Below are 26,710 nucleotides of genomic sequence, written 5' to 3'. Positions count from 1 at the left end.
TTTATCGTATTCATTTTAAGCTTGTCGGTTGTGTTTAACGTTTCTAACACTAAAAATACGTTTTGATGAGTCATTATTCTTGTTAACTACACAATTATAATAAAAAAATTTGTGATTATTGATGATGATTTGCGCTCTTTTGAAGAATCAGTCTGTGCTAACATGCTAATAATGATCACGAAAAAATGGCGCTAAATATGGAACATTACCTTGTAATAACCGCAGTAGGTACTGACCGACCAGGTATCACTGATGAGATCACCCATCTTGTCGCGCACAGTGGCTGTAACATCGTTGATAGTCGAATCGCTCTTTTTGGCTCTGAATTCACGCTAATTATGTTGCTCTCTGGCAATAGCAATGCTATCTCAAGAATTGAATCAACGTTGCCACTAAAAGGCCAAGAGCATGATTTAATCACGGTGATGAAACGCACCAATAAACATATTGCTCGCTTCTTTCCATATACGGCGGATTTTCATATTGAAGCAAAAGATAGCCCAGGGCTGATTAAACATTTCACCCATTTCATGGCTAGCCGAAAAATTGACATCTCAACCTTGAGTGCCAACACCATTGAAAATGGTCATACTGATATCGACAATCAATTAGTGCTTCAAATCAGTACCAATTTACCCGAAGACTGTAATTTAGTGAGCTTACAACAAGAATATGAAACGCTTTGTAGCCAACTAAACGCTCACGGTACTGTCAATTTTATTGGTCACCATTAATTAATTACCCATAAAACACACCATAACAGCGCATGTTATATTAACGTTTATGACTTATTAAAAGGACAGCTGCATGAATACACTAACAGCAGGAATGCTCGCTCCCACTTTTACGTTACTCAACCAAGACGACCAACCCGTCAGCTTAAGTGATTTTAAAGGTAAGAAAGTACTGGCTTATTTTTACCCCAAAGCAATGACCCCAGGTTGTACCATTCAAGCGTGTGGTTTACGCGACAGTAAAGCTGAACTAGAAGCCCTTAACGTGGTTGTTTTAGGTATCAGTATTGATCCTGTTAAGCGTTTACCTAAATTTATTGAACGCGATAATCTTAACTTCACCCTGTTATCTGATGAAGATCATGCAGTAGCTGATCAATTTGGCGTGTGGGGAGAGAAAAAATTCATGGGCAAAATTTATGATGGTTTGCACCGCATCAGTTTCTTAATTGATGAGCATGGCAAGATTGAACACGTGTTTGATAAATTCAAAACCAAAGATCATCATCAAGTCGTATTAGATTACCTTAATCAGTAATCTAATCACAAAAAAACCACAAAGGCTGTTATCAGTCGTTGTGGTTTTTTTTAGTATTTACACTACTTAATAACGTTAATAACTAACAGGAGGCGTATTATCTTTCATCACTAATGCGCCCCACACAGCTTTGACTAAAGTTGCTAATGGGATCGCAAAGAATACGCCCCAGAACCCCCATAAACCGCCAAACACTAATACCGCAACAATAATTGCCACGGGATGTAAGTTAACCGCTTCAGAGAACAGAACAGGAACTAAAACATTACCATCCAATGCTTGTACAATGCCGTAAGCGGCTAACAACCACCAAAACTCAGGTGTCCAACCCCATTGGAATAATCCGACCATCGCAACCGGTACTGTCACCGCTGCTGCACCGATATAAGGAATTAGTACGGATAAACCGACTAATACTCCAAGTAGCGCAGCATACTGAAGTCCCATCACAACAAAAACAATATAACTCGCGATACCAACAATGAAGATCTCGATCACTTTACCGCGAATATAATTAGAGATTTGTTGATTCATCTCAGCACTTACTTTAGTCGCTAAACGACGATTACTAGGTAAAACGTCAATAAATGAACGTAAAATAATGTCTTTATCTTTCAATAAAAAGAAAATCAATAATGGCACTAAAATCAAATAGACCCCGAGTGTCGCCAAACTCACTAATGATGATAATGAACCTTTGACTACACTACCGCCTACTGTCAATACTTTCTCACGTAAGGTATCAGTTAATACAGTCACTTGAAGCGGTTGTACAAAATCAGGATAACGTTCAGGTAAACTTGAGACATAAACCTGCAAATCATTAAACATTTTCGGCACATCAGCACTTAAATTGGTAATTTGATGCCAAATCGTCGGTACTAAGCCAAACAAAGCTAACACCATTAGCCCTGCAAAAATAATCAGCACGATAGCAACAGAAAATGTACGAGGCAGACCCCAATGGGTAAAACGTGCTACGGGAGATTCAAGCAAATACGCCAGCACAATCGCAACCAGCAATGGTGTGATTAACCCACCAAAGAAATATAAGGTTAAAAAAGCCCCCGCTAAAATGATCATTAAACTCACAGCATGAGGGTCAGAGAATCGGCGCTGATACCAACTTTTAAACATATGCAGCATGAGAATTACAGTCCTTTTTTCACAAAAATAACCAGCTGATAGGTATTTTCAGCCTGTATATCAAGAATAAATCCATTGTTTTTCAAATAACGAATAATATCCATTTTAGTGCCGTCGGCTAAAACCTTAATGTCAAGTTTCTGGGTCGACAATAAATCGCGACATTTTCGCTTTACTATCAATAATGCTAATGGACAACGGTGAGCCATGAGATCAAGTGTTAGGATTTCCATTCCAATTGCGTGACAGTGATTATCCATTATCGTATTGTAACCTTAACCGCAAGGAATAAGCGAGATAACCACAAAGCGAAATATCACAATAGCGAACCTAAGCTAAAATTCGCTGTCGTAACAATGCAGAAGGTTATCGATAATTGCCCCGTTTTCCCTTATTAATCGACATGGTGGTTGTATTATTTATATGTTCCAATTTGCTAAAGCACCAACCTATATCTTACTGTCAGCCTTGTTAAGTACTAGCTTGCCGGCTATAGCGAATAACGCCTCTTCATTACCTGACATTGGTACGACAGCAGCATCAACGCTGACTATTGATAAAGAAATTGAATATGGTGAGATGTACATGCGAATAATGCGCGCCAGTCGTCCCATTATTAATGATCCCGTATTATCAGAATATATCCAAGATCTTGGGCATAAATTAGTTGCTAATGCTGATGGTGTTAAAACACCGTTTGATTTTTTCTTGATTAAGAATTATGAGATCAACGCATTTGCCTTATTTGGCGGTAATATTGGAGTCCATTCAGGATTATTTTTACATGCTAAAACGGAAAGTGAACTCGCGTCAGTTATCGCACATGAAATTGCTCATGTCACTCAACGCCATCTTGCTCGTACTTTAGAAGATCAAGCAAAGAAAAACCCAGCGACAATGGCAGCGATGCTAGGCTCTTTATTATTAGTAATTGCAGCACCTGAAGCGGGGATAGCAGCATTACACGCAACAACAGCGATATCAATACAAGGTATGTTAAACCATACCCGTAGTAATGAAAAAGAAGCAGATCGCATCGGTATATCTACCCTCGCCAAGGCAGGTTTTAATCCACAAGCAATGCCACATTTTTTTGAACGTTTAGCCGAACAATACCGCTATACCACTAAATTACCCCCAATGTTACTTAGTCACCCATTACCAGAATCACGCATTACAGACAGTCGTTTACGTGCGAATAATTATTCAGTCGTTAGATTGCCACCATCTGAACACTATCTGTTGGCGAAATCACGTATGGTGGCACGCTATGTCGGTTTTAGCCAAACATCAGCCTTAAACTGGTTTAATACTGAACTCAAAAAAGCACCAGCCAACCAACATAAAGAACTTAATTATGGTAAGAGCTTGGTCTATATCGATAAAGGTCAGTATGCTAAAGCTCAACAATTATTGTTGCCATTACTTACAGCTGAACCTAATAATTTATTTTACATCGACGCGGCAACAGACTTAAATTTATATCAAAAACAATATGATAAAGCGATCACTCGTTTAAAAAACGCATTACAATATCAACCAGAGAGTAGCGTGTTACAACTTAATTTAGCCAATGCTTTATTAGAAGCTAAACGTTACCAGCAAAGTATTAACATACTGACCCGTTATAGTTATCAGCAACCTAATGATATTAATGGCTGGGCATTATTAGCACAAAATTATGCCAAACAAAATAAACGTGATGGTGAGCTCGCAGCAATGGGTGAATTAGCCGCATTACGGGCACAATGGGGGCTGGCAATCAGTAACTACACGCAAGCGGCGCAACGCGCAAAACTAGGTTCACTCGATCAAGCGCGTTATGATGCACGATTGGATCAACTTCGCCTTCAACAAGCCAAATTTGAAGCTTTACGTTCTTCTTTTTAGTGGCTCTTTTTATTGATAAGGAATTAACAATGACTATTTCGATTTATCACAATCCGCGTTGTTCAAAAAGTCGTGAAACATTAGCTTTACTGACAGAGCATGGTATTACGCCAACCGTCATTCATTATTTAGACACCCCTCCCGCTATTGAACAACTACAACAACTTTACCGTCAACTTGGTTATAGCAATGTACGTGAGATGATGCGAACTAAAGAACAACAATATAAAGAACAACAACTCGATGCGGAAACACTAACGGATCACGCTTTATTTGAAGCAATCATATCGTGCCCTAAATTACTTGAACGACCAATTGTGGTTAACAGTGACAACGATAAAGCCGCAATGGGACGTCCACCTGAGCATGTTTTGAGTATTTTATAATGACTAAAATCTTAGTACTCTATTACAGTCTTCATGGTAATACGCGCCAATTAGCACGTCATATTTGCCGTGGCATCGAACAAGTCGATGGCTGTGAAGCGATACTAAGAACGGTAGCAGACATTCATACAATACCGACGACATCAGTAATATCGACACGAATAGAAACAAGTACTGATCCCATTGTCACTCATGATGATCTCAAGCAATGTTCAGCAATGGCGATGGGAAGTCCGGTCAGGTTTGGCAATATGGCAGCCCCACTCAAGCACTTTTTAGACAGTACCAGTGGTGAATGGCTATCAGGCACATTAATCGATAAGCCTGCCTGCGTATTTACCTCATCGTCATCATTACACGGCGGTCAAGAAACTACGCTACAATCAATGATGTTACCGCTATTACATCATGGAATGTTAATTGTGGGGATTCCCTATTCAGAACCGTTGTTACACACAACACATCATGGCGGCACACCTTATGGCGCATCGCATGTTAATAACGGTACAAATAAACAATTACACCCAGATGAAATAGCACTTGCTCAAGCCATTGGACGGCGTTTAGCAACCATAGCATGTAAATTAAGTGGCTAGAAAAAGGAGTCTTCATGCCCAAAATGCAACGACTAACACATTTTGCTCGTCAATCTGCATTGATCAATTATTGCAGTTTGATTATTTTCATTAGCCTATGGCAATTACAACTATCGCCTCATCCTCAATTATCCGCATTCATCATCACCGCGTTATGGGTCATCCCCTTATTATTACCCTTACCCGGAATATTTGCCGCAAAACCTTATACCCATGCATGGGCAAATTTTATTCTAATGTTTTATGTTCTGCATGCCGTCACGCTTATCGTCCTCAATGATGGTGAACAAGGATTAGCTGCCATCGAGTTGATTATCGTTAGTGTATGTTTTGTTAGTAACATTCTTTTTGCGCGTTTGCGGGCTAAAGAACTAGGGATTAAATTAAAACGATTATCACAAGTTGAGCGTGAAGAGCATGCGCGCTATAACGATTAATCGTTAGCACTAAAATGTGATAAAAAAAACCTCAGCACTGAATATACTGAGGTTGTTTATTTTACTCAAAATAACGTCATCTAATTACTTTGTTAATATGTAATTAACTATTCCAAGAATAAATATTTTGTGGCGTTACGGTTAATGCACTTGAAGCAGTCACTGATGGTACAGCACTGACAGTATCCGTTGTCACGGGGATTATTGCAGAGGTAGTCGACACGGCAGGATCAGCAGCAAAAGCTATTGCTGATTGAGTTTGACGCACTTGATCATCATGGCTAATCTCTTGATGGAATGCCTGCTCAGAACCTTGAAGATTTAATTGAAAAATAACACTATCGCCTTTAATTCTCATGGCATTAGCACTGTTCACAGTCGTTAAACCATTAAGCATTTTTTCTAGAGCAAAAAAGTTTTCAGTTGACTGAATATTATCAACTTCAATATTAACTTTACCACCAGCAACACCACCTAAAACGACGGCATATTTATTAGCTAAGTAATCCGTCACTTGATTAATCATCTTATTTGATGATTGTGCCAATGTGCCAGATGTTGTACCTGTAATCGGTTGTACTTCTGCCGTTGCAATCTTACTTGGTTGCTGCGGATAAAACTGCCAATGTAAAGTTACATTGGCATCTGGTTGCTGCTGTGCTTTAACCAACAATAACCCATCCGCATGATAACGCGTACTTGCCACAGCAATAGGATCAATAAAACCACCCCATAAATCTGACGCATTTACAGCCGTTTCATCCGTTATATCTCCCACAGGGAACGTTAATGGTAAGCCTCGGCTATCAGCGGCTTGTTTGGTGTCGTTAACCAACGCATTGGTTGACTGATCCCACAGAATATTACGTTGCTGGCCATCATTATCGACCATCCACACTAAAATATTTGGACGTTGATCTTTCCAAATACTCGCTTTTGATTTAATCAATAATTGTTTAATTTGGTTTTTATCAAAGCTTAAATTAATAGCGCGTTGACCATCAACTTGACTATAACCAAGCTGACTAACATAACGACCGCTATTAGTAATCGCAGTTTTAATCGTAGCGTTATTTAAAATATCAGTATTACCTGATATTTTTACCAACACATTTGCTAATCCCTGTTCACGGGCAGCTTGATCGGCTTGTTGGTCGCTTCCGATCAAAGTAACTTGGGTTCGATAAAGATCATTTACCGTCGCAGCTTGTACCGGCAATACCAATACCGCTAAAAATAATAATGCAAATCGCAACATAGTAAGACTCATGGTTAACTCAAAAAAATGGACCTATTAAAGCAGACAACAGGTTTTATCATTGGTGCCGTATCATAGCGCAGAGAATGGGAAAATTATTCGACAATTTCAGCAATATCATTTTATAACTCACATTTTTAATAGTGCAAAGATCACTCATATGCAAACAAAACGCCATTCGTTCTAAATTCGAGCAATTACAGGTACTTTTCGTCTTTTATTAATCTAGGTTATCGTTTGCTTTCGTGATAGGATTGCGCGATTTTTTTTACTTAGAGATGAATATCATGATGCAGGTTCTTCAAGGTGCACAAATGTTATTTGTAGCATTTGGCGCATTAGTTCTGGTTCCGTTATTAACAGGACTGGATCCTAATGTAGCTTTATTTGGCGCAGGTGCTGGCACACTTTTATTTCAAGTCGTGACTAAACGATCGGTACCCATTTTTCTAGCCTCATCTTTCGCCTTTATTGCTCCTATGATGTATGGCATCCAAACATGGGGTGTTGCAAGCACTATGGGGGGTCTCATGATGGCGGGCGTGGTTTATGTCATCATGGGCGGTATCATCAAGATTCGTGGTGTTGGATTTATTCATCGCTTATTACCTCCCGTTGTTGTCGGTCCAGTCATCATGGTGATCGGTTTAGGATTAGCACCCGCGGCAGTGAATATGGCAGTAGGTAAAACTGGCGGCGGTGACGTGCAATTAATCGCTCACGATACTGCTTTATGGATCTCAGCGATTTCCCTTACGGTCACTATTACCTTAAGTGTTTTTGCTAAAGGTATTCTAAAATTAATTCCAATCGTTGGCGGTATTACAGCAGGTTACGTTACTAGTCTTGGTTTTGGTGTTATTGATTTCACACCTGTTGTGCAAGCAAGTTGGCTGGCTGTTCCTAATTTCACCTTGCCTGAATTCAATATCAATGCTGTCTTGTTTATGATTCCAGTAGCAATTGCACCTGCGGTAGAACATGTCGGTGATATTTTAGCTATTTCTAATGTAACAGGAAAAGATTACCTCAAAAAACCAGGCTTACACCGTACAATGGCGGGTGATGGCATTGCAACAATTGTCGCCTCTTTTCTTGGTGCACCACCTAATACTACCTACTCAGAAGTCACAGGTGCCGTTATGCTGACCAAAGCATTTAATCCAGTCATCATGACTTGGGCAGCGGTTACTGCAATTGTTTTAGCATTTGTTGGTAAATTAGGCGCAATACTGCAAACTATTCCAGTACCAGTAATGGGCGGCATAATGATTTTATTATTTGGTTCGATTGCAACGGTTGGATTAAATACTCTGATAATAAATCAAGTCGATTTACATAAAGCCCGCAATCTCGTGATTGTAGCCGTAACATTAGTATTTGGTATTGGTGGAATGGCATTTGGTATCGGTGAATTTAGCTTACAAGGTGTGAGCCTATGCGGTATTGTTGCTATTTTATTGAACCTGATTCTACCACAAGATTTAGGTGAAACTAATGTGGTTGATAATGCACAAATTGAAGATACTGAACATCTATAATTACAACAATTGTCATTTATAGACGACCAATTAAAATAAAAAAAACCGGACATTCTTGGTCCGGTTTTTTATATCAGCGATAATCAATACTAAAATTATTTAGTACCGAAAATTTTATCGCCCGCATCGCCAAGACCAGGAATAATGTAACCCTTATCATTTAGCTTTTCATCAATAGCCGCTGTATATAGCTCTACATCTGGGTGCGCTTTTTCTAAAGCCGCAATACCTTCAGGCGCAGCAACAAGTACCAATACCTTAAATTGCGTACAACCATGTTCTTTTAATAGATCAAGCGTTGCAATCATTGAACCGCCAGTCGCTAGCATTGGATCAACAACCAATGCAATACGCTCATCAATATTCGACGCTAATTTATTAAAGTACGGAATAGGCTCTAGCGTTTCTTCATCACGGTAGATACCAACAACACTGATACGTGCACTTGGCATATGCTCTAATACACCATCCATCATACCTAAACCGGCACGAAGAATAGGCACTACAGTCACTTTTTTACCTTTTAGTTGATCAACTTCAACTGGACCATTCCAACCTTCAATGATCAATTTTTCTGTTTCGAAGTCTGAAGTCGCTTCATACGTTAATAGGCTACCAACCTCGGTTGCCAATTCGCGAAAACGCTTAGTGCTAATATCACCTTCACGCATAAGACCAATCTTATGTTTAACCAGCGGGTGTTTCACCTCAACGACTTTCATCTCGACTCCTGGGAACTAAATTATAAAAAAATATAAAAATCGCAGCATTATATACCAAGCCAATCGATTGCCGATAGTATCAAATGTTTAATTGGCTAAAAAATAGCCATACTCACAAATTGACGCAAACGTTTGCCTTACTATAATAACTGCTGTTATTATATTTTGGTTTTTTACTTTAATACGTTTGAGGGATCATCTGTGAGCAACAAAAACTCTTCTCTTAGTTACAAAGATGCTGGTGTTGATATTGATGCTGGTAATGCGTTAGTTGACCGTATTAAAGGCGTAGTTAAACGCACTCATCGCCCTGAAGTTATGGGGGGAATTGGTGGTTTTGGTGCTTTATGTTCACTACCAACTAAATATAAAGAACCCGTTTTAGTGTCAGGAACTGATGGCGTAGGAACTAAACTTCGCCTTGCTATAGATCTAAAACAGCACGATACCATTGGTATTGATCTGGTGGCCATGTGTGTTAATGATCTGATTGTACAAGGTGCTGAACCATTGTTTTTCTTAGACTATTACGCCACAGGTAAACTGGATATCGATACTGCAGCCAGCGTTGTAGCAGGGATTGGTGAAGGGTGTATTCAATCAGGTTGCGCACTCATCGGTGGTGAAACTGCTGAAATGCCGGGCATGTACCATGGCGAAGATTACGATGTCGCGGGATTCTGTGTTGGTGTGGTAGAAAAAGCTGACATCATTGATGGTTCAAAAGTCACTGCTGGCGATGCACTTATTGCTGTCGGTTCAAGTGGTCCCCACTCAAACGGTTATTCATTAATTCGTAAAATATTAGAAATTTCCCAAGCAGATCTTAATCAAGATCTTGACGGTAAAAAACTATCTGAACATTTATTAACACCCACTAGAATTTATGTCAAATCAGCGCTAAAAATGATTGAGAACTGTGATATTCATGCCATTTCTCACATTACTGGTGGTGGTTTCTGGGAAAATATCCCACGCGTATTACCACAAGGTACTAAAGCCGTTGTTGATGGCAACAGCTGGCAATGGCCTGCTATTTTTAACTGGTTACAACAGGCGGGTAATGTCGATACCTATGAAATGTACCGAACCTTCAACTGTGGTGTCGGTTTAGTGATTGCTTTACCACCAGCGCAAGCAGCACTTGCAATTGAAATTTTACAGGCCGAAGGCGAAAATGCTTGGCTGCTCGGTGAAATTGCTACAGCCGCAGTCGGTGAAGAGCAAGTAGAGATTAACTAAAGCTATGCATAATATTGTTGTCTTAATCTCAGGACATGGCACTAATTTACAAGCGATTATTGATAGTTGTGCCAATGGCATCATCAAAAATAGCCGTATTGCTGCTGTGATCTCAAATAAAGCCGATGCTTATGGCCTTGAGCGAGCCCAATTTGCCAACATAGAGACACTTTCTATTGCTGTAACTGATTACGCCAACCGCCAAGATTATGATCAAGCTCTGATTGAAAGAATTGATGCTTATCAGCCTGATGTGATTGTGTTAGCGGGTTTTATGCGGATTTTATCTGCAGATTTCGTCAACCATTATCAAGGGAAAATGCTTAACATTCATCCTTCCTTGTTACCTAAATATACGGGATTAAACACCCACCAGCGCGCTATTGATGCGGGAGACACAGAACATGGCACCAGTGTCCATTTCGTTACCGAAGAGTTAGATGGTGGCCCCGTTATTTTACAGGCTAAAGTGCCAATTTTCACAACAGACAGTGTCGATGATGTTATTGAACGAGTACAACGACAAGAACATAATATCTATCCATTAGTGATCCAATGGCTACTGAGTCAGCGATTATTAATGCAAAATGGTGATGCGGTGCTAGATGGTAACAAACTGCCACCACAAGGCTATGCTGCACTGTAATGACTTAATCTATTTATCTAAAAAAGGCGACCTCATTGAGATCGCCTTTTTATTATCTGTTACTAATAGCGGGCATTACCGTTAGCAAGTACTAACATCTACTGCAATTGCATCATAAACCACTTCACCAAAATGGAACACACGAAATTCACCACTTACCATCTTCTGCCAATTTTCATCATTGGTTAACGGCTGAGTAGCAATCACCGTTACTACATCATTGGCGGTTGTTTCACGTTGAAAATCAATCGTTACGTCTTCATCAATTAATGATGCTTTACCAAACGGAGCTCGACGAGTGATCCAATGTAAGTTATTAGTACAATACGTTAGTACATACTCACCATTACTCAGTAGCATGTTATACACACCCAATTGACGTAATGTGTCACAACACTCCGCAAAATAACCAAATACTGGCGTCATATCAGTAGGCAAGACCGGGAAACGAATCTCTAACTGGTTCATTAACCAACAGAATGCAATTTCACTGTCAGTATCACCCACCGCTTGATTGCGGCCAGTCACTAATTGCTCATAACCTGTCAGTTGACCATTATGAGCAAAAGTCCAATAATTACCCCATAGCTCACGCGTAAAAGGATGCGTATTTTCTAAACTCACCCCACCACGATTAGCCTGACGAATATGACTCACAACAGCATGACTCTTTATTGGATATTGTTGCACCAACTCGGCAATACGTGATTGACAGCTTGGATTAGGATCTTTGAACGTTCGACATCCTTTACCTTCATAAAAGGTAATTCCCCAACCATCACGGTGTGGTCCTGTATTACCACCACGCTGCATTAAACCAGTAAAGCTAAAACAAATATCTGTTGGTACGTTGGCACTCATGCCTAATAATTCACACATTTTTATTTCTGCTCTTTTTGCTGAATCATGCTTATTTAAAGATCAATAATCATTGTTATTATTTGATTTATTTATAACCAATCGACGATTATTTTTCCATTTCTTTTTCAACTAACATAATTAAAATATGAATAATTTTAATATGAATTTCTTGAATGCGATCGGCATAACCAAAATGTGGAACTCGAATTTCAACATCCGCTAATCCTGCCATTTTGCCGCCATCTTTACCTGTTAAGGCGATAGTCTTCATTCCCTTAGCTTGCGCCGCTTCAATTGCTTTCAGAATATTGGCAGAGTTGCCTGAGGTTGATAATCCAAACAATACATCGCCTTTAGCGCCGACAGCTTCTAAATAGCGAGAAAATACATATTCATAACCAAAATCATTACTGACACAAGATAGATGGCTCGGATCTGAAATTGCAATTCCAGGATAACCTGGGCGATCATCTCGATAGCGACCGGTTAATTCTTCAGCAAAATGCATCGCATCACAATGAGAACCACCATTACCGCATGATAATACTTTTCCACCTTGCTTAAATGAATCAGCTAACAATTTAGCCGCCGCTTCAATATCTGCTAAGTTCTTATCATCATTTAAAAAACGGTTTAGGACGTCAGCGGCATCAGTCAATTCGCTGTGGATCAGATCTTTATACATAAGCTGCTCTCTCAATGTTTTCCATTAAATACAAATCAAGCGAGCAATATGCTCGCTTGATGGTGTAATACATCAATAATCGCAGTTTACATACAAATAACTTACAGTGTCGACTCTTGATCTGATGCTTTGTCGGAATTAACCACTAAAATTTGCTGCAATTGCGTAATTGACTGCACTAAATGAAGATTTGTTAGTTCAAATACACCTGCATGCTCCAATTTACGTTCAACATGCGGTAGTACCCCTAGCAAATATACAGGTAAAGTAGATAACCGATCCAATGCGGATTCAAAAGCATGAATAGCTGTGATATCAATCGTTGATACATCGCTAAAATCAAGCACAACGGCACGTGTTTCCATTGTTGCATGCTCAATTACAGAGAATGCTTTTTCGCTCGCAGCAAAAAATAACGGACCATTAATGTCATACACCACCACATCACTACCGAAATTAAGGTGCGGATGTTTATCATCAGTAATAGTAACCGTGGTTAAGCTTGCAATACGTTGAATAAACAATACGCCAGCTAATAATAAACCAACAATTACCGCAACAACCATGTCAAATGCAACAGTCAAAATAAAACATGTCATTAGAACAGCAACATCACGACGAGGTGCCACTTTTAATGTGTGTACAAAGTGTGGTGCTTCTGACATGTTCCATGCCACCATGATAAGTAAACCGGCTAAGGCACTCATTGGTACATAAGACAGTACAGGTGCTAATACTAACATTGCAGCTAAAACAAAAATCGCATGAATAATGCCAGAGATTGGAGAAAAAGCGCCAGAACGAATATTGGTCGCAGTACGAGCAATAGCCGCCGTTGCAGGGATACCACCAAAGAATGGTACAACGATGTTCGCAATACCTTGACCAACTAATTCCGCATTCGGATTATGTTTAGTACTGGTCATACCGTCAGCAACTACGGCACACAATAAAGACTCTATACAACCTAAAATTGCAATCGTTAACGCTGATGGCATTAACTCAATCATTGTTGCCCAGTTAAAAGTACTTGATTGCCATAGTGGTAAAAACTGTGGTGCTTCTTGAGGAATACCATGGCCAATAATATTACCAATGGTGTAACTGAATTTTTCACCGAGTAACGTTACGTGCTCAAGACTAAAGTGATTTAAAGCTAGTGCTAAAACTGTACCCACTAATAAAGAAACTAAATGGGGTGGAATTCGGGTTTTCAGTTTTGCCCAGACAATAAATGTCAGAATCGTAATAATACCAACCAATGTATCGGCATAATTAGTGGTTGAGATCGCATGTGAATACGCCATCACTTTTTCAGGAAAATGAATAGGACTGCCTAAAACATGCAAACCAAGTAGATCTTTTAGCTGTAGAAAAGCAATAACAAAACCAATCCCAGCTGTAAAACCTGTCGTTACAGGATAAGGCACATAAGTGACCAATTGCCCCAAACGAAAGATGCCCATCAGTAGTAAAATAACACCAGACATCATGGTCGCTAGCATTAATCCTGATAAACCGTATTTCTGTGTTATCGGCAATAATATTACAACGAAAGCCGCGGTTGGACCGGTAATATTAAACCGTGAGCCACCCAATAACGCTGCTAAAAAACCAGCGACGATAACAGTATACAAACCATGTTGAGGAGGAACACCAACAGCGATTGATAATGCCATACCTAATGGAATAGCCACAATACCAACAGTAACACCAGATACTAAATCGGCACGCAGCTTGGAAAGGGTATATCCCTGTTTCCACGATTTAGAAAGAGCTTGAAAAATCAACACAACAAAACCCCTGTGCTTATTTGCACATAAAAAAATAGGCATTGATGTCAACCCGAAAGAGGGTCCGGCGGGCAACTGTCAGTCGGAAATCGGGAAAGGCAACAAACGGAAATACCATTCACTTATTGGCCGTATAAAAAACATACAATTCTAATAACGTGAACGGTATCACAATAGTGCTATATGTTAACGCTTCACTAATAATTCGCAAGTGAAAATAAATTCACTAATGATCTCGATCAATGCAAGTAAAACCGCTGTTTTGGTGTTTTTTACGTTCTCATCCACCATTGATTCAACAATTAAATATTTTACATTTATTTAAAAAATAACTTACAATCAATTGTGAGTGGTTAGACCTCTTACCTTGATTTTAAAGACCGCCATACTTAAAAAAAACACCGCGCAATATTGTGCTAAAAATATGACCAAAGAACGAACCTTCTTTATATACAATACACTGTACTGCTATATGATTACGGAGAATCGCTATGTTGACATTTATATACTTAATTAGCTTTATCTGTGTGCTTGGCATCCTTGCTTATCACCGACTATCTCGCCATATTTTCACTGTCACTATTGCAGCATTATTAGTCTTAGGTACCTTAGCAAATGTTACAGGAATTATTAGCTGGTTAACGTTTACCGTGATTGCTCTCCCCCTAAATATTGCCATCTTACGTAAAAAAATTATTACTCAATCAGCACTGAAACATTTTAAAAAAATCATACCTCAAATGTCACAGACCGAAAAAGAAGCAATTGACGCAGGTACGGTATGGTGGGAAGCGGATCTTTTTAGTGGTAACCCCGATTGGAACAAACTTCATGCCATTCAAGCTCCGACCCTAACGCCAGCAGAACACGCTTTTTTAGAGGGTCCAGTCAATGATATTTGTCGTATGGTCAATGATTTCCATATCACTCATGATCTCGCCGATCTGCCGCCTGAAGTATGGCAGCAACTTAAACAGCATAAATTTTTTGCCATGATCATTAAAAAGCAATATGGCGGATTAGCGTTTTCAGCTTATGCACAATCTCTGGTATTACAAAAATTAACCGGAGTGTCTGCGGTCTTATCTTCAACGGTTGGTGTACCAAACTCTTTAGGTCCAGGAGAGTTATTACAACACTACGGCACTGAAGCACAAAAAGATTATTACTTACCACGCCTAGCCGCGGGTGATGAAATCCCTTGTTTTGCTCTAACTAGCCCAGAAGCTGGTTCGGACGCAGGATCTATTCCTGATTTTGGTATCGTCAAAAAAGGCATCTGGCAAGGTGAAGAAATACTGGGAATGGAGCTGACATGGAATAAACGTTACATCACCTTAGCCCCAGTCGCTACCGTGTTAGGCTTAGCCTTTAAATTATTTGATCCCGATTTTTTACTTGGTCAAAAAAAGGATCTTGGTATCACCTGCGCCTTAATCCCAACCGATCTTGATGGGGTTCAGATTGGCCGTCGTCACTTTCCACTTAATATTCCCTTCCAAAATGGTCCAACCCAAGGTGATAAAATATTCGTTCCAATTGACTTCATCATTGGAGGCCAAACTATGGCTGGCCAAGGGTGGAAAATGTTAGTTGAATGCTTGTCTGTTGGACGAGGTATCACCTTACCGTCAAACACCACCGGCGGTTTAAAAACAGCCGCAATGGCAACCGGTGCTTATGCGCGTATTCGTCGTCAATTTAAATTACCAATAGGTAAAATGGAAGGCATTGAAGAACCCTTAGCGCGTATTGTCGGTAATGCTTATGTACTTGATGCCGCAACAACATTAACCGTCACGGGTATAGATTTAGGTGAAAAGCCCTCGGTTATTTCAGCCATCGTTAAATACCACTGCACCCATCGTAGCCAACGAAGCATTATTGATGCGATGGATATCGTCGGAGGAAAAGGGATTTGTATGGGGCCTCGTAATTTTCTTGCTCGAAGTTATCAAGGTGCCCCTATTGCTGTTACCGTTGAAGGCGCGAATATATTAACCCGCTCAATGATCATTTTTGGGCAAGGCGCTATTCGTTGTCACCCTTATGTACTTAATGAAATTAATGCCGCTTATACCGACGATCCACAACGTGCACTTGATCGTTTTGATAATGCAGTATTTAGTCATATTGGGTTTGTTTTTAGCAATATAATACGCAGTTTTTGGTTAGGTTTAACCGATGGTCGAGGCTCATCAGCCCCCCACAAAGATGTAACCTATCGCTATTATCAACAAATGAATCGCTATAGTGCAAACCTCGCATTATTAGCCGATATATCAATGGCAACATTGGGTGGCTCACTTAAACGTAAAGAGCGATTATCTGCCCGCTTAGGTGATGTATTAAGTCAATTATACTTAGCCTCAGCCACACTAAAACGTTATACCGATGAAGGTCAGCAACAAGATGACATCGCGTTAGTACACTGGGGATTACAAGATGCGCTTTATCAAACAGAAGTTGCTATTGATAACTTTTTAGCTAATTTCCCTAATAAAGCTATTGCTCGTGGGTTAAGATTCATTGTTTTACCGATGGGATTACGTCGCCGCCAACCGAGTGATGAATTAGATCACCAACTGGCACACTTAATTCAAACGCCATCAGCTACGCGAGATCGTATTGGTCGCGGTCAATTTTTAGAAGCAACAGCAAATAATGCAGTTGGAATGATGGAAGTCGCTCTAGTTGATATTCTCGCAGCAGAACCAATTTATGATCGTGTCTGTCAAGCGGCGAAGACACTATTACCGTTCATGCAATTAGGTAAGGTTGCAGCAATAGGATTAGAACTCGGCGTCATCACCACCGAAGAAGCGCAATTACTTCACCGAGCAGAAGCAGGACGGTTAGACACCATTAATGTTGATGACTTTGATCCTGCACAATTAGCGATTAACCCGCTTCAAACCACAGCCTCAATTGATAGTGCAGCTTAAATAAGCGCATTATTGTGACGTTCAAAAGCAAAAGTCTCTGATCATCACTTACTTATTTAGGCACAATTAAATCACTCTGAACGACTCGTTTACGTCGCCATATCAATAACACCACTAGCACACTAATAATGATGACGATATTGGTAACGACAACCCAAAATAACCGCTGTTGTTGCTGTTCATGATGAACAATTAACTGCTGCTTTAATTGTTGCTGAACCAATGATGAACTTAGATCAGCAGCGACGGCAGCAACTTGGGTATAATTTTGTTGAGGCAAACGAAATACCAACTCTCGCTGAGTCAATAAATCGGTCACATAAGCCCAACCACGCCACCATGCTTTACCTATCTGGCCATCATTAGGCCATGAGAGCACTAAGTGTGATTGTTGAAGGTGAGAGCTTTGTTGGATAATTGTCGGCTTTTGCTGGGGTTGTTTAACCACAAGATAAGCAGCCAATGACCCCGCAAGTATTTGATCCGCTTTCGTCTCAATGTCAACGCTATGCGGCGTTAATGGTTGATGACTTTGTACAAATGACGTAATGATTGGTGTCGGATAAACGAGCACCGTTTGCTCGACTACACGTTTAAACACCCCATTAATTGATGCAATTTCAACGCGATACTTACCGGGTTCAACATCCACATTCAGTGCCACAGTAAAGATACCATCACCCGCGACTTCATCATACTTCTGGCCATCATCCGAAAATTGTCCCACCTCAATCGGTGCAGATTCATTCGATTGATTCGATTGATTCGATTGATTCGATAATATGGATGTCAGCGGATAAAAAATCACCTTCAATTGCACGCGATCTAAAAAATCACGTAACAGTAATGGTTGTTCATTTTGAGTCAGTTGTGCACTAAATTTTAATACTTCCGTTTGATACAATTGGGAGGGTAATGTTTCAGCTTGTAGTTGAATATTAGAAATAAACCTAATGCCATTATTAGCTGACACTTTACCTAACGCTTGCCACGGCCCAGCCATGGGATGGTTAATCGAAACAATATCCATCCCATTATCGGTATACCACGACATTGTCTTAGAATGACGATTTGCATAATACTTTCGTCCATCGGGAGCAACCAAAACTACCGATTGACTCGGTTGCTCACGTGTAACAATAAATGATATTTGCTCAATCGCCGGATCAACGCGAAAGCGATTATCAAGCCACGTTAATCTCGTCTCCGTTTGCGCCCAAGCACTCGATATTTGCATCCAAGCACAAAGCGGAACATAGAAAATAAGTAACCATAATCGCCGCAATATAATGCCTCTAAAGACGCCAGATAACGTCTGCCTTTTTACCAATCAAATCAAGCCTATCTTGATGTGCTGTTAGTTCATCGGCCGTTGCATGAATAACCTTTAATACTTTTCGGTTATTGCCCAGATGTCGAATACTGCTCTCAGTTGTTGAATCATTGCCACTGCTTAAACGTAATGACGTTTGACCACCGGTCATCATCAAATAAACGTCAGCTAGGATCTCAGCATCGAGTAATGCGCCGTGCAAGGTTCGATGAGAATTATCAATACCATAACGTGAACATAAGATATCAAGATTGTTACGTTTACCAGGAAACAGCCTTTTGGCCATGGCTAGCGTATCGGTAACGTGGCAAATATCTTCTATTTTCGCGATGTTTGCGCCCATTTTATGGAATTCATAATCCATAAAACCGGTATCAAACGACGCGTTATGTGCGACAAGTTCTGCTCCATCAATAAAATCCATAAACTCTTGATGAATATCAGCATACACTGGCTTATCACGTAAGAATTCATCGGTAATACCGTGAACAGCAATAGCTTCTGGATCGATAGTTCGATCAGGCTTGATATAAACATGGAACGAATTACCGGTTAATTTTCGATCAATGATCTCAACTGCACCGATTTCGACAATACCATGGCCTTCATAATGAGGGCCGGCCTTGTTCATACCCGTTGTTTCTGTATCAAATACAATAATGCGTTGGTTTGTGGCTTTCATAGTCGCTAATATGTCAAACTTAAGTTTTTATCTAAGGCAAAACTACCCACTATGATAAAGCAGGTAGAAATTTTCACCGATGGTTCGTGTCTAGGTAATCCTGGTCCCGGCGGCTATGGCACGGTATTAAGATATAAACAACACGAAAAAGAGCTTAGTGGTGGCTATTTAATGACCACCAATAACCGCATGGAACTGCTTGCCGCTATTATGGGACTTGCAAGTTTAAAACAACCATGCAGCGTTGATCTTACCACTGACAGTCAATATGTGCGTCAGGGAATTACGCAATGGATCCATAATTGGAAAAAGCGAGGTTGGCAAACTACGGATAAGAAACCCGTAAAGAATGCCGATCTTTGGCAACAGCTTGATCAAGAAACGCAACGTCATCAAGTTCAATGGCATTGGGTTAAAGGTCATGCTGGACACCCGGAAAATGAACGTTGTGATATTTTAGCGCGTACAGGCGCTGAAAATCCCACTCAAGCAGATACTGGTTACCAACCAAACTAAACCTAGGTTTATAAACGTGGCGGGGCTTTAGTTTCTATTTCTTCAGCTTGAGTACGACAATTAATACGTAGCGGCGCTAATTGACGCCGTAATTTCCACGTTGGTTTGATCAATTTCAATGGGCAAGTACGTTTACGCGCCACAATAAAATATAAACTACCCACCGCAGATAACGGTTCCGATAAAACATGCTCAAGCCATGCGGCACAGGCAAGATGCCGAGTCGCCGGTACAATAGCAAATGTTTCTTGGTATACCACTTCATAATTTAATAATCGTAACCAATCATTGATACGAAACGATAAATACATTTTCCCTGTCCACGGCGCATGATTACGATTCCAAGGCAATAGTCCTCGTAAACCTAGTAGGCTAAGAGGATTATTACCACTTAACACTAAGTAACCATCATCAACCATCACGCGATCAATTTCACGCAATAATCCATGAGGATCAACGGCATAATCTAATTGATGCATTAATAAACAGGCATCAAATGATTTTTCAATAAAAGGTAACTCTAACGCATCAGCCGTAATAGTTCGTTTAGGACTGAATTTATCAACACTAATTTGATGTTGAATATTACAATGACTACTGGTCAGCTCTGCACTGAGGCCGCCAAGCTTTAACATATGGTAGCCAAATAGTTTAGGACACCACTCGTCGAGTCGCGCCTGTAGTAATTCTGCTACCCATTCACCATTGATCACATTCGACCATGTATAAGGAACTTCAATGTGTGTTACTGTACGCGCTGGCTTCATAAGATACTGCTCAACACCTGATAGGGCTGGAGACAAAATTCATGTTAACTGTTAAAAGCATACCCGCATTTAAAGACAATTACATCTGGCTGATTCAAAACCCAGACAATCATTGTGTCGTTGTTGATCCAGGGGATGCCACGCCGGTTCTTGAGGCAATAGAAAAAGATAATTTAATTCTAGATGCAATTCTGATTACTCACCATCATCATGATCATGTCGGTGGCATTAGTGAATTAAAACGTCGCTTCCCTGCCATAAAAGTTGTTGGTCCCAATGATGAGCCAATTCCTGGTATCACTCGTCCTGTCGAAGATGGCGATCAAGTTGATATCTTTGGTGAACGCTTTATGGTGCTTAGTGTCCCTGGACATACTTTAGGTCATGTTGCTTATGTCGGTGATGAAAAACTATTTTGCGGTGATACATTATTCTCTGCAGGCTGTGGTCGTATTTTTGAAGGTACACCAGCACAAATGTTTCATTCACTACAAAAGATAGCTTCATTACCGGATGAAACTAACATCTATTGTGCTCACGAATACACAGCAGGGAACCTTGCTTTTGCATTAGTTGCAGAACAAGATAATGCTCACTTACAACATTATCGTGATCAAGTTAATCGTCTACGTGCAAACGGTCAAAGTACCTTACCGACCACTCTTCATAATGAAAAACTTATTAACCCTTTTTTACGTTGTGATCAGCCAAGTATTAAACGCTCAGTTGCTGATAAAGCGTACGATAACTCAGATATTGAAACATTTGCGGCACTTCGACGTTGGAAAGACGAATTTTAACGTTTCTCCCCTTGTAACCAAGGTGGTTGGGCAAGTATTATCACCAACCATTTTGGCTACAAACGACTGTCATGAAATTCAAAATTCTTTTAGCAAGTGTGCTTGTTATCGCAGGTTGTCAGACGACAAAAGAGACAACGCAGGCCGATACTAACCAATCAAAAACTGTCGTTGAGCAACCAACTAATACTCCAGTTGAAACTGTAGTACCCATTGTTCCTATCATTAAAAAAACACAACCTGTTGTGGCTCAACTAACACCTCAACAGCAGCAAGATGTATGGGATCGCATCGCGATGTAGATCACCACTAAAATTCCGAACAACAAGCGCGTTCAATATTACCGTAACTGGTATTTAAATAACCCGCGCAATCTTGAAATTATTGCTCAACGTGCTCAACCTTTCCTGTACTACATCACGGAACAAGTTGAAAAACGAGGTATGCCGCTAGAACTGGCTCTTTTACCTATTGTAGAAAGCTCATTTGATCCGCATGCATACTCAAACATGGCCGCTGCAGGCCTATGGCAAATAATTCCTGATACGGGTCGTCGTTTTGGCTTAAAACAAAATAGTTGGTATGACGGCCGTCGTGATGTTGTTAAATCTACTACTGCTGCACTTAATCTACTTGAGTATTTAAATAAGAAATTTGATGGTAACTGGCAACAAGCATTAGCGGCTTATAATACTGGCGAAGGCCGTGTTTTTAGTGCTATCCGTAAAAACAAAGCCGCAGGTAAACCAACCGATTATTGGAATCTTGATTTACCTAATGAAACCAGCAGTTATGTGCCGAAACTGTATGCGGTTGCTGATATTATCATGCACCCTAAAAAATACGGTTTCCACATCGAACCCATCAGTAATAAGCCCGTTATCGCTATCGTTAAACCTGGCGTACAAATGAATCTTACCATTGCCGCAGAATTTGCAGGTATTAGCACTCGTGAATTAAAAGATTTAAACCCAGCTTATCGTCGTGGTGTGACAGCCCCTAATGGTCTTAATCATTTATTATTACCAATCAATAAAGTGAAGCACTTTAGACGTGAATTAGCACAAAACCGTAACGCGAGTATGATCACTCATCATCACCGTGTTAAATCAGGTGAAAGCCTAGGGTTAATTGCAAAACGTTACCACAGCAATATTAAAACAATTCAAAAAGTGAATAAACTTAAAACTACCAATATTCGTATTGGCCAATCACTGACAATTCCGGCCTCACCAATCTCATTGGTCAATCGTCAACACCGTGTCGCTACCCATATGGAAGTACAGCATTATGTGGTGCAGTCAGGCGATAATTTATGGAACATTGCCCATAAATACAAAACTAGCGTCGCAAAGCTTAAACAACTTAACAGCCTAAGTAAAAATACCGTATTACACCAAGGGCAGCGCTTAAATGTATCGACAACATCAAAGAAAACTGCCGCTAACCACAAAACGATCCATTACAAAGTACAAAATGGGGATAGTTTAAGTGTCATCGCTCAACGTTATGATATTTCTGTTGCTGAGATTAAAAAATGGAATAATCTGGCTAACAATAAATATATTAAACAAGGTCAACAGCTAAAATTAGTGATTGATCGTCGTAAGGTACAAGCATGACACCATCTAAAAACCCGATTGTCGCGGTTATCGATCTTTTTCGTTCACCAATAGAATGCTTTGCGGCTATCTATGAACGACCGAAATGGGCAATTTTACCTTATTTAATGATTATTTTAGGTTCATTCATTTTATGGGGCAGTTACTTTAACCATGTTGATATGCCATGGCTGCAACAAGCAATACAGGCCCAACTAGGTAATATTGGTGACAATGCACAACAGACTTGGTTAACGCGCGAAGTATTACTTGCAGGTGAAGTTTTTAGTGATATCACTGGCCGAACAGCAGTGATTTTTGTACTGGCGTTATGGTTAAAGTTAGCCACTAAAAGTAGCCACCATCAACACAGCTACGGTAAATGGCTTGCCGCCGCTTGTTTTATTATGTTGCCCTCTTTTATTGGTGACATTGCCAGTTATATTAATGTTATGTTTAACACCAATAGTATTCTACCTAATGCAGCAGACTTAAATAGTATTAATGGCCTTCTAAAATTACCATTAAATAATCGCTGGGCAGCACTAGCGACTACCATGCCGTTATTAGCACCATGGTATATCGCCTTAACTTACGCAGCAGTGAGTGCCTGGACGGATCTTGACCGTGCAAAAGCCATTGTTGTCGCAGTGCTTCCTTGGGTATTAACACTCATTGTATGGCCGTTACTGATTATTTCAGCTTAGTACATCACTGAGTGCGTTAATTTAAACGTCACTAATAATGGATTATGATCAGAAGCATCTGTTTTTGGTGCTTCTGATTTTACCAACTGCAATTCACGATAATACAAATGATCAAGCGGCTTACCTAGCACTCTAACTCTATGATCATTATGGTATTGCACCTCTTTTAATCCCAGCGAATGCGCAAAAGCTCGAACGACTTTAATTCGCGCTTTACGCCAAGTATTAAAATCACCCGCTAATATAATCGGTCCTTGGTGCTGTTCTAAAACCGATTTTAAACTGTCTAATTGCTGCTTATATTCATTTAAACCAATGGCAAAATTAACCCCATGAAGATTAACTACCGCAAGAGTTTGACCATCAGATAATGTAAATTGCGATAAGAGCGCTGATTTTGGCAAACGTAACCATGGCTCCATCGCCAGATAAGCACATGTTTGACGTGAAGATACTCGCGATAAATTCATCACTCCTGCAGGTGTATCAAGAAAACGAAACGCATTAGCCATTCTCACTTGCCAATGATTTGCATCTAAATAGTTTTTGAGATCGGTATTTAAACTCGCCTCTTGCAATAACACCAAATCACTTTGTTGAGTAAATTCTTCTAATGCTTGACGCCAATTAGGGCGTTGCTGCTTATAGATATTCCATACTGCAACCGTAAGTACACCATTATCATCTAGCGGTGGCGCAATTTCACTTTCAATACAACGGTAAGTAAAATGTGGGGCAAAAACTTCATTGGTCACTTCAGGTTGCATTGTTACATCAAATGATGAATTAAACGCCCCGAACCCCAACGCGCCCGCCACAACACCTAAACCAGCAACCACTTTTGTTTTTGTTCTACGTGCCATAATAGCGCCTACACAGACAACTTAGCCCATTAGATTAATGGGCTAATGTCATCATAAAATTAAAAATAATAAAACCAAGATGGGAATAACGGCAGATTAATAATGCTGACCATTATCGTAATATGCGGAAGGTGTCAGCGCGGTAAAAATAACGGCTACATCTTGATTATTATCGGCAACCGCAGTCCTTATAGCCGCAGTAATCACTGCAGCAACACGATCTTGAGCCTCTTGACCACGATCAAACCAAAATACCTCAACAAACGGGTAAGCATCAGACACTTCACCGTCAAAAATAAATGAGGCTGGAATATGCTCTAATGTGAAATCTTCACGATGACATTTCATTAATGGCTGTAAATCATCAACTAATGCTGTTGATAGATGTTTTACGGTATCAAATGCAATCGCACGAAAACGAAGATGTGGCATAAAAACTCCAAAAATTTGACTATTTACTCTACTACATTACCACTTAACATCACCCTATCTCGAATTTTTATTATCTATAACCCTATTTATTGTTAAATAAAAATTTGAATATGATTGTAATAAAAAGAGTTACGATATTCAGACGTCTAACACGCGCTGATTTTCGGAATGGCGAATCCGCTGATTTGTTAGTTGTTGTTGATCTAAATTATATAGACGTAAAAAATCCTCACATTAATATCGAGGCTTTCTTGAATATGGCAGAAGTTACAAGGTTCGAACTCTCAATATGCGCTGATTTTCGGTATAACGAATCCACTGCTCTGCCAATTACGACCACACCTAATCTATTACAATAATACAGACGTAAAAAAGCCCCGACATTAATATCGAGGCTTTCTTGAATATGGCAGGAGTTACGATACCCGAACGCTCAACACGCGCTGATTTTCGGTATGGAGAATCCGCGGCTCTGCCAGTTAACGCTACACCCACTCGATCATAATAATACAAACGTAAAAAAGCCCCGACATTGCTGTCGAGGCTTTCTTGAACAAGGCAGGAGTTACAAAGTTCGAACGACCAACACGCGCTGATTTTCGGTATGGCGAATCCACGGCTCTGCCAGTTAACGCTACACCCACTCGATCATAATAATACAAACGTAAAAAAGCCCCGACATTACTGTCGAGGCTTTCTTGAAGATGGCAGGAGTTACGATACTCGAACTCCCAACACGCGCTGATTTTCGGAATGGCGAATCCGCTGCTCTGTCCGTTAACATTCCACACACTCGATCATAATAATACAAACGTAAAAAAGCCTCACATTACTGTCGAGGCTTTCTTGAATATGGCAGGAGTTACGAGGTTCGAACGACCAACACGCGCTGATTTTCGGAATGGCGGAATCTACTGTTCTGCCAGTAAGAACTATATTCATAAATTACATATAGCAAAAAGGCTCATATCTTTCGATATGAGCCTTCTTTAATATGGCAGGGGTGGAGAGATTCGAACTCCCAACACGCGGATTTGGAATCCGCTGCTCTGCCAGTTGGAGCTACACCCCTGTAGTTGTTTTAAAGACTTAACTGTGTCTTAAATAAATGGCGGAGTGGACGGGATTCGAACCCGCGACCCCCGGCGTGACAGGCCGGTATTCTAACCAACTGAACTACCACTCCGCAGTGTCTATTCAGCATAAATGCAACTTGTTTGTCTCTACCTTTATAAAAAGATAAAAACGAAATTGAAGCCTGGCGATGTCCTACTCTCACATGGGGAGACCCCACACTACCATCGGCGCTATTACGTTTCACTACTGAGTTCGGCATGGGATCAGGTGGGTCCATAACGCTATGGTCGCCAAGCAAATTCTGTTTTATTTATCGCCTTATGGCAATAAATAGCAATCTGGGAAAAATCTGACTAGTTGTTCTCACACTCATTCAAGCGTTTGCAGAGTCCGTCTCTTCTCTTTAGAGAAGAAAAACCCCTTGGGTGTTGTATGGTTAAGCCTCACGGGCAATTAGTATCAGTTAGCTCAATGCCTCGCAGCACTTACACACCTGACCTATCAACGTTGTA

At 40.2% G+C, this 26,710-nt stretch carries 27 protein-coding genes, 2 tRNA genes and 2 rRNA genes; 15 read left to right on the top strand and 16 right to left on the bottom strand.

All coding sequences use genetic code 11. The features are described from left to right. Nucleotides 1-197: 197 nt before the first annotated feature. A complete protein-coding gene (locus CIK00_RS18700) occupies nucleotides 198-734 on the top strand; it encodes an ACT domain-containing protein (RefSeq protein ID WP_101770125.1) in 537 nt (178 codons plus the stop codon). Nucleotides 735-807: 73 nt separating this feature from the next. Next, nucleotides 808-1,272 carry a thioredoxin-dependent thiol peroxidase gene (gene bcp / locus CIK00_RS18695; RefSeq protein WP_101770124.1) on the top strand — a complete coding sequence of 155 codons (465 nt, stop codon included), beginning with the start codon at nucleotides 808-810 and terminating at the stop codon, nucleotides 1,270-1,272. A 75-nt stretch (nucleotides 1,273-1,347) separates the two neighbouring features. On the opposite strand, the gene CIK00_RS18690 is transcribed toward bcp, so the two are convergent. Together CIK00_RS18690 and CIK00_RS18685 are read right to left on the bottom strand one after the other, a co-directional pair. Beyond that, nucleotides 1,348-2,418 carry an AI-2E family transporter gene (locus tag CIK00_RS18690; protein WP_101770123.1) on the bottom strand — a complete coding sequence of 357 codons (1,071 nt, stop codon included), beginning with the start codon at nucleotides 2,416-2,418 and terminating at the stop codon, nucleotides 1,348-1,350. A gap of 5 nt (nucleotides 2,419-2,423) precedes the next feature. Beyond that, the gene (locus CIK00_RS18685; protein ID WP_233426579.1) at nucleotides 2,424-2,678 is read right to left on the bottom strand and encodes a sulfurtransferase TusA family protein; all 255 of its coding nucleotides are present in this window, start codon (nucleotides 2,676-2,678) and stop codon (nucleotides 2,424-2,426) included. A 163-nt stretch (nucleotides 2,679-2,841) separates the two neighbouring features. Here CIK00_RS18685 and bepA point away from each other — a divergent pair, with 163 nt between their 5' ends. Genes bepA through CIK00_RS18665 form a run of 4 tightly spaced genes read left to right on the top strand, consistent with a single transcriptional unit; the run spans nucleotide 2,842 to nucleotide 5,727 of the window. After that, nucleotides 2,842-4,308, top strand: coding sequence for a beta-barrel assembly-enhancing protease (bepA, locus tag CIK00_RS18680; protein ID WP_101770122.1), 1,467 nt, complete (start codon nucleotides 2,842-2,844; stop codon nucleotides 4,306-4,308). Between the two features lie 29 nt (nucleotides 4,309-4,337). Beyond that, nucleotides 4,338-4,694 carry an arsenate reductase (glutaredoxin) gene (gene arsC / locus CIK00_RS18675; RefSeq protein WP_101770121.1) on the top strand — a complete coding sequence of 119 codons (357 nt, stop codon included), beginning with the start codon at nucleotides 4,338-4,340 and terminating at the stop codon, nucleotides 4,692-4,694. Further along, complete coding sequence (gene wrbA / locus CIK00_RS18670) at nucleotides 4,691-5,290, top strand: NAD(P)H:quinone oxidoreductase (RefSeq protein WP_193435491.1); 600 nt, start codon at nucleotides 4,691-4,693, stop codon at nucleotides 5,288-5,290. Before arsC ends, wrbA begins: the two co-directional genes overlap by 4 nt. A gap of 14 nt (nucleotides 5,291-5,304) precedes the next feature. Continuing rightward, nucleotides 5,305-5,727, top strand: coding sequence for a DUF2069 domain-containing protein (locus CIK00_RS18665; protein WP_101770119.1), 423 nt, complete (start codon nucleotides 5,305-5,307; stop codon nucleotides 5,725-5,727). A gap of 103 nt (nucleotides 5,728-5,830) precedes the next feature. Here CIK00_RS18665 and CIK00_RS18660 read toward each other — a convergent pair whose 3' ends face one another. After that, nucleotides 5,831-6,997 (bottom strand): DUF2066 domain-containing protein, encoded by a 1,167-nt coding sequence (locus tag CIK00_RS18660; protein WP_233426578.1) that lies wholly within the window; start codon nucleotides 6,995-6,997, stop codon nucleotides 5,831-5,833. 275 nt (nucleotides 6,998-7,272) lie between these two features. On the opposite strand from CIK00_RS18660, the gene CIK00_RS18655 reads away from it, so the two are divergent. Beyond that, entirely contained in the window at nucleotides 7,273-8,526 is a 1,254-nt protein-coding gene (locus tag CIK00_RS18655) for a uracil-xanthine permease family protein (protein WP_101770148.1), read from the top strand. 95 nt (nucleotides 8,527-8,621) lie between these two features. Here the strand turns inward: CIK00_RS18655 and upp are convergent, their stop codons facing one another. Further along, nucleotides 8,622-9,248 carry a uracil phosphoribosyltransferase gene (gene upp / locus CIK00_RS18650; protein ID WP_101770117.1) on the bottom strand — a complete coding sequence of 209 codons (627 nt, stop codon included), beginning with the start codon at nucleotides 9,246-9,248 and terminating at the stop codon, nucleotides 8,622-8,624. A 201-nt stretch (nucleotides 9,249-9,449) separates the two neighbouring features. Here upp and purM point away from each other — a divergent pair, with 201 nt between their 5' ends. Further along, entirely contained in the window at nucleotides 9,450-10,490 is a 1,041-nt protein-coding gene (purM, locus tag CIK00_RS18645; protein ID WP_101770116.1) for a phosphoribosylformylglycinamidine cyclo-ligase, read from the top strand. 4 nt (nucleotides 10,491-10,494) lie between these two features. Further along, nucleotides 10,495-11,136 (top strand): phosphoribosylglycinamide formyltransferase, encoded by a 642-nt coding sequence (gene purN / locus CIK00_RS18640; RefSeq protein ID WP_101770115.1) that lies wholly within the window; start codon nucleotides 10,495-10,497, stop codon nucleotides 11,134-11,136. 81 nt (nucleotides 11,137-11,217) lie between these two features. Here the strand turns inward: purN and CIK00_RS18635 are convergent, their stop codons facing one another. The 3 genes from CIK00_RS18635 to dauA all read right to left on the bottom strand — a co-directional run bounded on the left by CIK00_RS18635 (nucleotide 11,218) and on the right by dauA (nucleotide 14,475). After that, entirely contained in the window at nucleotides 11,218-12,015 is a 798-nt protein-coding gene (locus CIK00_RS18635) for a class II glutamine amidotransferase (RefSeq protein ID WP_101770114.1), read from the bottom strand. Nucleotides 12,016-12,103: 88 nt separating this feature from the next. Further along, complete coding sequence (gene lpcA / locus CIK00_RS18630; protein WP_101770113.1) at nucleotides 12,104-12,682, bottom strand: D-sedoheptulose 7-phosphate isomerase; 579 nt, start codon at nucleotides 12,680-12,682, stop codon at nucleotides 12,104-12,106. A gap of 101 nt (nucleotides 12,683-12,783) precedes the next feature. Then, complete coding sequence (dauA, locus tag CIK00_RS18625) at nucleotides 12,784-14,475, bottom strand: C4-dicarboxylic acid transporter DauA (protein WP_232577947.1); 1,692 nt, start codon at nucleotides 14,473-14,475, stop codon at nucleotides 12,784-12,786. A 491-nt stretch (nucleotides 14,476-14,966) separates the two neighbouring features. On the opposite strand from dauA, the gene fadE reads away from it, so the two are divergent. Beyond that, nucleotides 14,967-17,420, top strand: coding sequence for an acyl-CoA dehydrogenase FadE (fadE, locus tag CIK00_RS18620; protein ID WP_101770111.1), 2,454 nt, complete (start codon nucleotides 14,967-14,969; stop codon nucleotides 17,418-17,420). A gap of 52 nt (nucleotides 17,421-17,472) precedes the next feature. On the opposite strand, the gene CIK00_RS18615 is transcribed toward fadE, so the two are convergent. Beyond that, complete coding sequence (locus tag CIK00_RS18615; RefSeq protein WP_101770110.1) at nucleotides 17,473-18,657, bottom strand: TIGR03503 family protein; 1,185 nt, start codon at nucleotides 18,655-18,657, stop codon at nucleotides 17,473-17,475. 58 nt (nucleotides 18,658-18,715) lie between these two features. Continuing rightward, the gene (dnaQ, locus tag CIK00_RS18610) at nucleotides 18,716-19,435 is read right to left on the bottom strand and encodes a DNA polymerase III subunit epsilon (protein ID WP_101770109.1); all 720 of its coding nucleotides are present in this window, start codon (nucleotides 19,433-19,435) and stop codon (nucleotides 18,716-18,718) included. Between the two features lie 51 nt (nucleotides 19,436-19,486). Between dnaQ and rnhA the strand changes: the two genes are divergently transcribed. Further along, complete coding sequence (gene rnhA / locus CIK00_RS18605) at nucleotides 19,487-19,951, top strand: ribonuclease HI (protein ID WP_101770108.1); 465 nt, start codon at nucleotides 19,487-19,489, stop codon at nucleotides 19,949-19,951. An 8-nt stretch (nucleotides 19,952-19,959) separates the two neighbouring features. Here rnhA and CIK00_RS18600 read toward each other — a convergent pair whose 3' ends face one another. Next, nucleotides 19,960-20,718, bottom strand: a complete 759-nt coding sequence (locus CIK00_RS18600) for a methyltransferase domain-containing protein (protein WP_101770107.1) — start codon at nucleotides 20,716-20,718, stop codon at nucleotides 19,960-19,962. A gap of 41 nt (nucleotides 20,719-20,759) precedes the next feature. Here CIK00_RS18600 and gloB point away from each other — a divergent pair, with 41 nt between their 5' ends. The 4 genes from gloB to CIK00_RS18585 all read left to right on the top strand — a co-directional run bounded on the left by gloB (nucleotide 20,760) and on the right by CIK00_RS18585 (nucleotide 23,826). Then, nucleotides 20,760-21,518 (top strand): hydroxyacylglutathione hydrolase, encoded by a 759-nt coding sequence (gloB, locus tag CIK00_RS18595; RefSeq protein WP_101770106.1) that lies wholly within the window; start codon nucleotides 20,760-20,762, stop codon nucleotides 21,516-21,518. Nucleotides 21,519-21,589: 71 nt separating this feature from the next. Then, nucleotides 21,590-21,820: a hypothetical protein gene (locus tag CIK00_RS21575; RefSeq protein WP_233426577.1), complete on the top strand. Its 231-nt coding sequence runs from the start codon at nucleotides 21,590-21,592 to the stop codon at nucleotides 21,818-21,820. Next, nucleotides 21,821-23,140, top strand: coding sequence for a lytic transglycosylase (locus CIK00_RS18590; protein WP_233426580.1), 1,320 nt, complete (start codon nucleotides 21,821-21,823; stop codon nucleotides 23,138-23,140). Next, nucleotides 23,137-23,826 carry a Yip1 family protein gene (locus CIK00_RS18585; protein WP_101770105.1) on the top strand — a complete coding sequence of 230 codons (690 nt, stop codon included), beginning with the start codon at nucleotides 23,137-23,139 and terminating at the stop codon, nucleotides 23,824-23,826. Before CIK00_RS18590 ends, CIK00_RS18585 begins: the two co-directional genes overlap by 4 nt. Here the strand turns inward: CIK00_RS18585 and CIK00_RS18580 are convergent. From CIK00_RS18580 to CIK00_RS18555, 6 genes are all read right to left on the bottom strand, one after another. Continuing rightward, nucleotides 23,823-24,689 (bottom strand): endonuclease/exonuclease/phosphatase family protein, encoded by an 867-nt coding sequence (locus CIK00_RS18580; RefSeq protein WP_101770104.1) that lies wholly within the window; start codon nucleotides 24,687-24,689, stop codon nucleotides 23,823-23,825. The two genes, CIK00_RS18585 and CIK00_RS18580, sit on opposite strands and share 4 nt — an antisense overlap. 96 nt (nucleotides 24,690-24,785) lie before the next feature. Continuing rightward, nucleotides 24,786-25,121 (bottom strand): DUF1904 domain-containing protein, encoded by a 336-nt coding sequence (locus CIK00_RS18575; RefSeq protein ID WP_101770103.1) that lies wholly within the window; start codon nucleotides 25,119-25,121, stop codon nucleotides 24,786-24,788. A 995-nt stretch (nucleotides 25,122-26,116) separates the two neighbouring features. After that, a tRNA-Trp gene (locus CIK00_RS18570) sits at nucleotides 26,117-26,193 on the bottom strand. Nucleotides 26,194-26,230: 37 nt separating this feature from the next. After that, nucleotides 26,231-26,307: transfer RNA gene (locus tag CIK00_RS18565), tRNA-Asp, on the bottom strand. Between the two features lie 70 nt (nucleotides 26,308-26,377). Further along, nucleotides 26,378-26,493 (bottom strand): 5S ribosomal RNA (gene rrf / locus CIK00_RS18560). Between the two features lie 137 nt (nucleotides 26,494-26,630). Continuing rightward, a 23S ribosomal RNA gene (locus CIK00_RS18555) occupies nucleotides 26,631-26,710 on the bottom strand; the annotation flags it as partial.

The organism is Photobacterium carnosum, assembly GCF_002849605.1.
GTDB classification, from domain to species: domain Bacteria; phylum Pseudomonadota; class Gammaproteobacteria; order Enterobacterales; family Vibrionaceae; genus Photobacterium; species Photobacterium carnosum.
The sequence above is the reverse complement of the archived record's forward strand: the minus strand, read 5'-3'. Positions and strand labels throughout refer to the sequence as shown.

Bases quoted from the DNA above. Each gene is read 5' to 3' on its own strand.
- CIK00_RS18700 (WP_101770125.1), top strand. From the start codon at position 198: ATGGAACATTACCTTGTAATAACCGCAGTAGGTACTGACCGACCAGGT.
- bcp (WP_101770124.1), top strand. From the start codon at position 808: ATGAATACACTAACAGCAGGAATGCTCGCTCCCACTTTTACGTTACTC.
- CIK00_RS18690 (WP_101770123.1), bottom strand. From the start codon at position 2,418: ATGCTGCATATGTTTAAAAGTTGGTATCAGCGCCGATTCTCTGACCCT.
- CIK00_RS18685 (WP_233426579.1), bottom strand. From the start codon at position 2,678: ATGGATAATCACTGTCACGCAATTGGAATGGAAATCCTAACACTTGAT.
- bepA (WP_101770122.1), top strand. From the start codon at position 2,842: ATGTTCCAATTTGCTAAAGCACCAACCTATATCTTACTGTCAGCCTTG.
- arsC (WP_101770121.1), top strand. From the start codon at position 4,338: ATGACTATTTCGATTTATCACAATCCGCGTTGTTCAAAAAGTCGTGAA.
- CIK00_RS18665 (WP_101770119.1), top strand. From the start codon at position 5,305: ATGCCCAAAATGCAACGACTAACACATTTTGCTCGTCAATCTGCATTG.
- CIK00_RS18660 (WP_233426578.1), bottom strand. From the start codon at position 6,997: ATGAGTCTTACTATGTTGCGATTTGCATTATTATTTTTAGCGGTATTG.
- CIK00_RS18655 (WP_101770148.1), top strand. From the start codon at position 7,273: ATGATGCAGGTTCTTCAAGGTGCACAAATGTTATTTGTAGCATTTGGC.
- upp (WP_101770117.1), bottom strand. From the start codon at position 9,248: ATGAAAGTCGTTGAGGTGAAACACCCGCTGGTTAAACATAAGATTGGT.
- purN (WP_101770115.1), top strand. From the start codon at position 10,495: ATGCATAATATTGTTGTCTTAATCTCAGGACATGGCACTAATTTACAA.
- CIK00_RS18635 (WP_101770114.1), bottom strand. From the start codon at position 12,015: ATGTGTGAATTATTAGGCATGAGTGCCAACGTACCAACAGATATTTGT.
- lpcA (WP_101770113.1), bottom strand. From the start codon at position 12,682: ATGTATAAAGATCTGATCCACAGCGAATTGACTGATGCCGCTGACGTC.
- fadE (WP_101770111.1), top strand. From the start codon at position 14,967: ATGTTGACATTTATATACTTAATTAGCTTTATCTGTGTGCTTGGCATC.
- CIK00_RS18615 (WP_101770110.1), bottom strand. From the start codon at position 18,657: ATGCAAATATCGAGTGCTTGGGCGCAAACGGAGACGAGATTAACGTGG.
- dnaQ (WP_101770109.1), bottom strand. From the start codon at position 19,435: ATGAAAGCCACAAACCAACGCATTATTGTATTTGATACAGAAACAACG.
- rnhA (WP_101770108.1), top strand. From the start codon at position 19,487: ATGATAAAGCAGGTAGAAATTTTCACCGATGGTTCGTGTCTAGGTAAT.
- CIK00_RS18600 (WP_101770107.1), bottom strand. From the start codon at position 20,718: ATGAAGCCAGCGCGTACAGTAACACACATTGAAGTTCCTTATACATGG.
- gloB (WP_101770106.1), top strand. From the start codon at position 20,760: ATGTTAACTGTTAAAAGCATACCCGCATTTAAAGACAATTACATCTGG.
- CIK00_RS21575 (WP_233426577.1), top strand. From the start codon at position 21,590: ATGAAATTCAAAATTCTTTTAGCAAGTGTGCTTGTTATCGCAGGTTGT.
- CIK00_RS18585 (WP_101770105.1), top strand. From the start codon at position 23,137: ATGACACCATCTAAAAACCCGATTGTCGCGGTTATCGATCTTTTTCGT.
- CIK00_RS18580 (WP_101770104.1), bottom strand. From the start codon at position 24,689: ATGGCACGTAGAACAAAAACAAAAGTGGTTGCTGGTTTAGGTGTTGTG.
- CIK00_RS18575 (WP_101770103.1), bottom strand. From the start codon at position 25,121: ATGCCACATCTTCGTTTTCGTGCGATTGCATTTGATACCGTAAAACAT.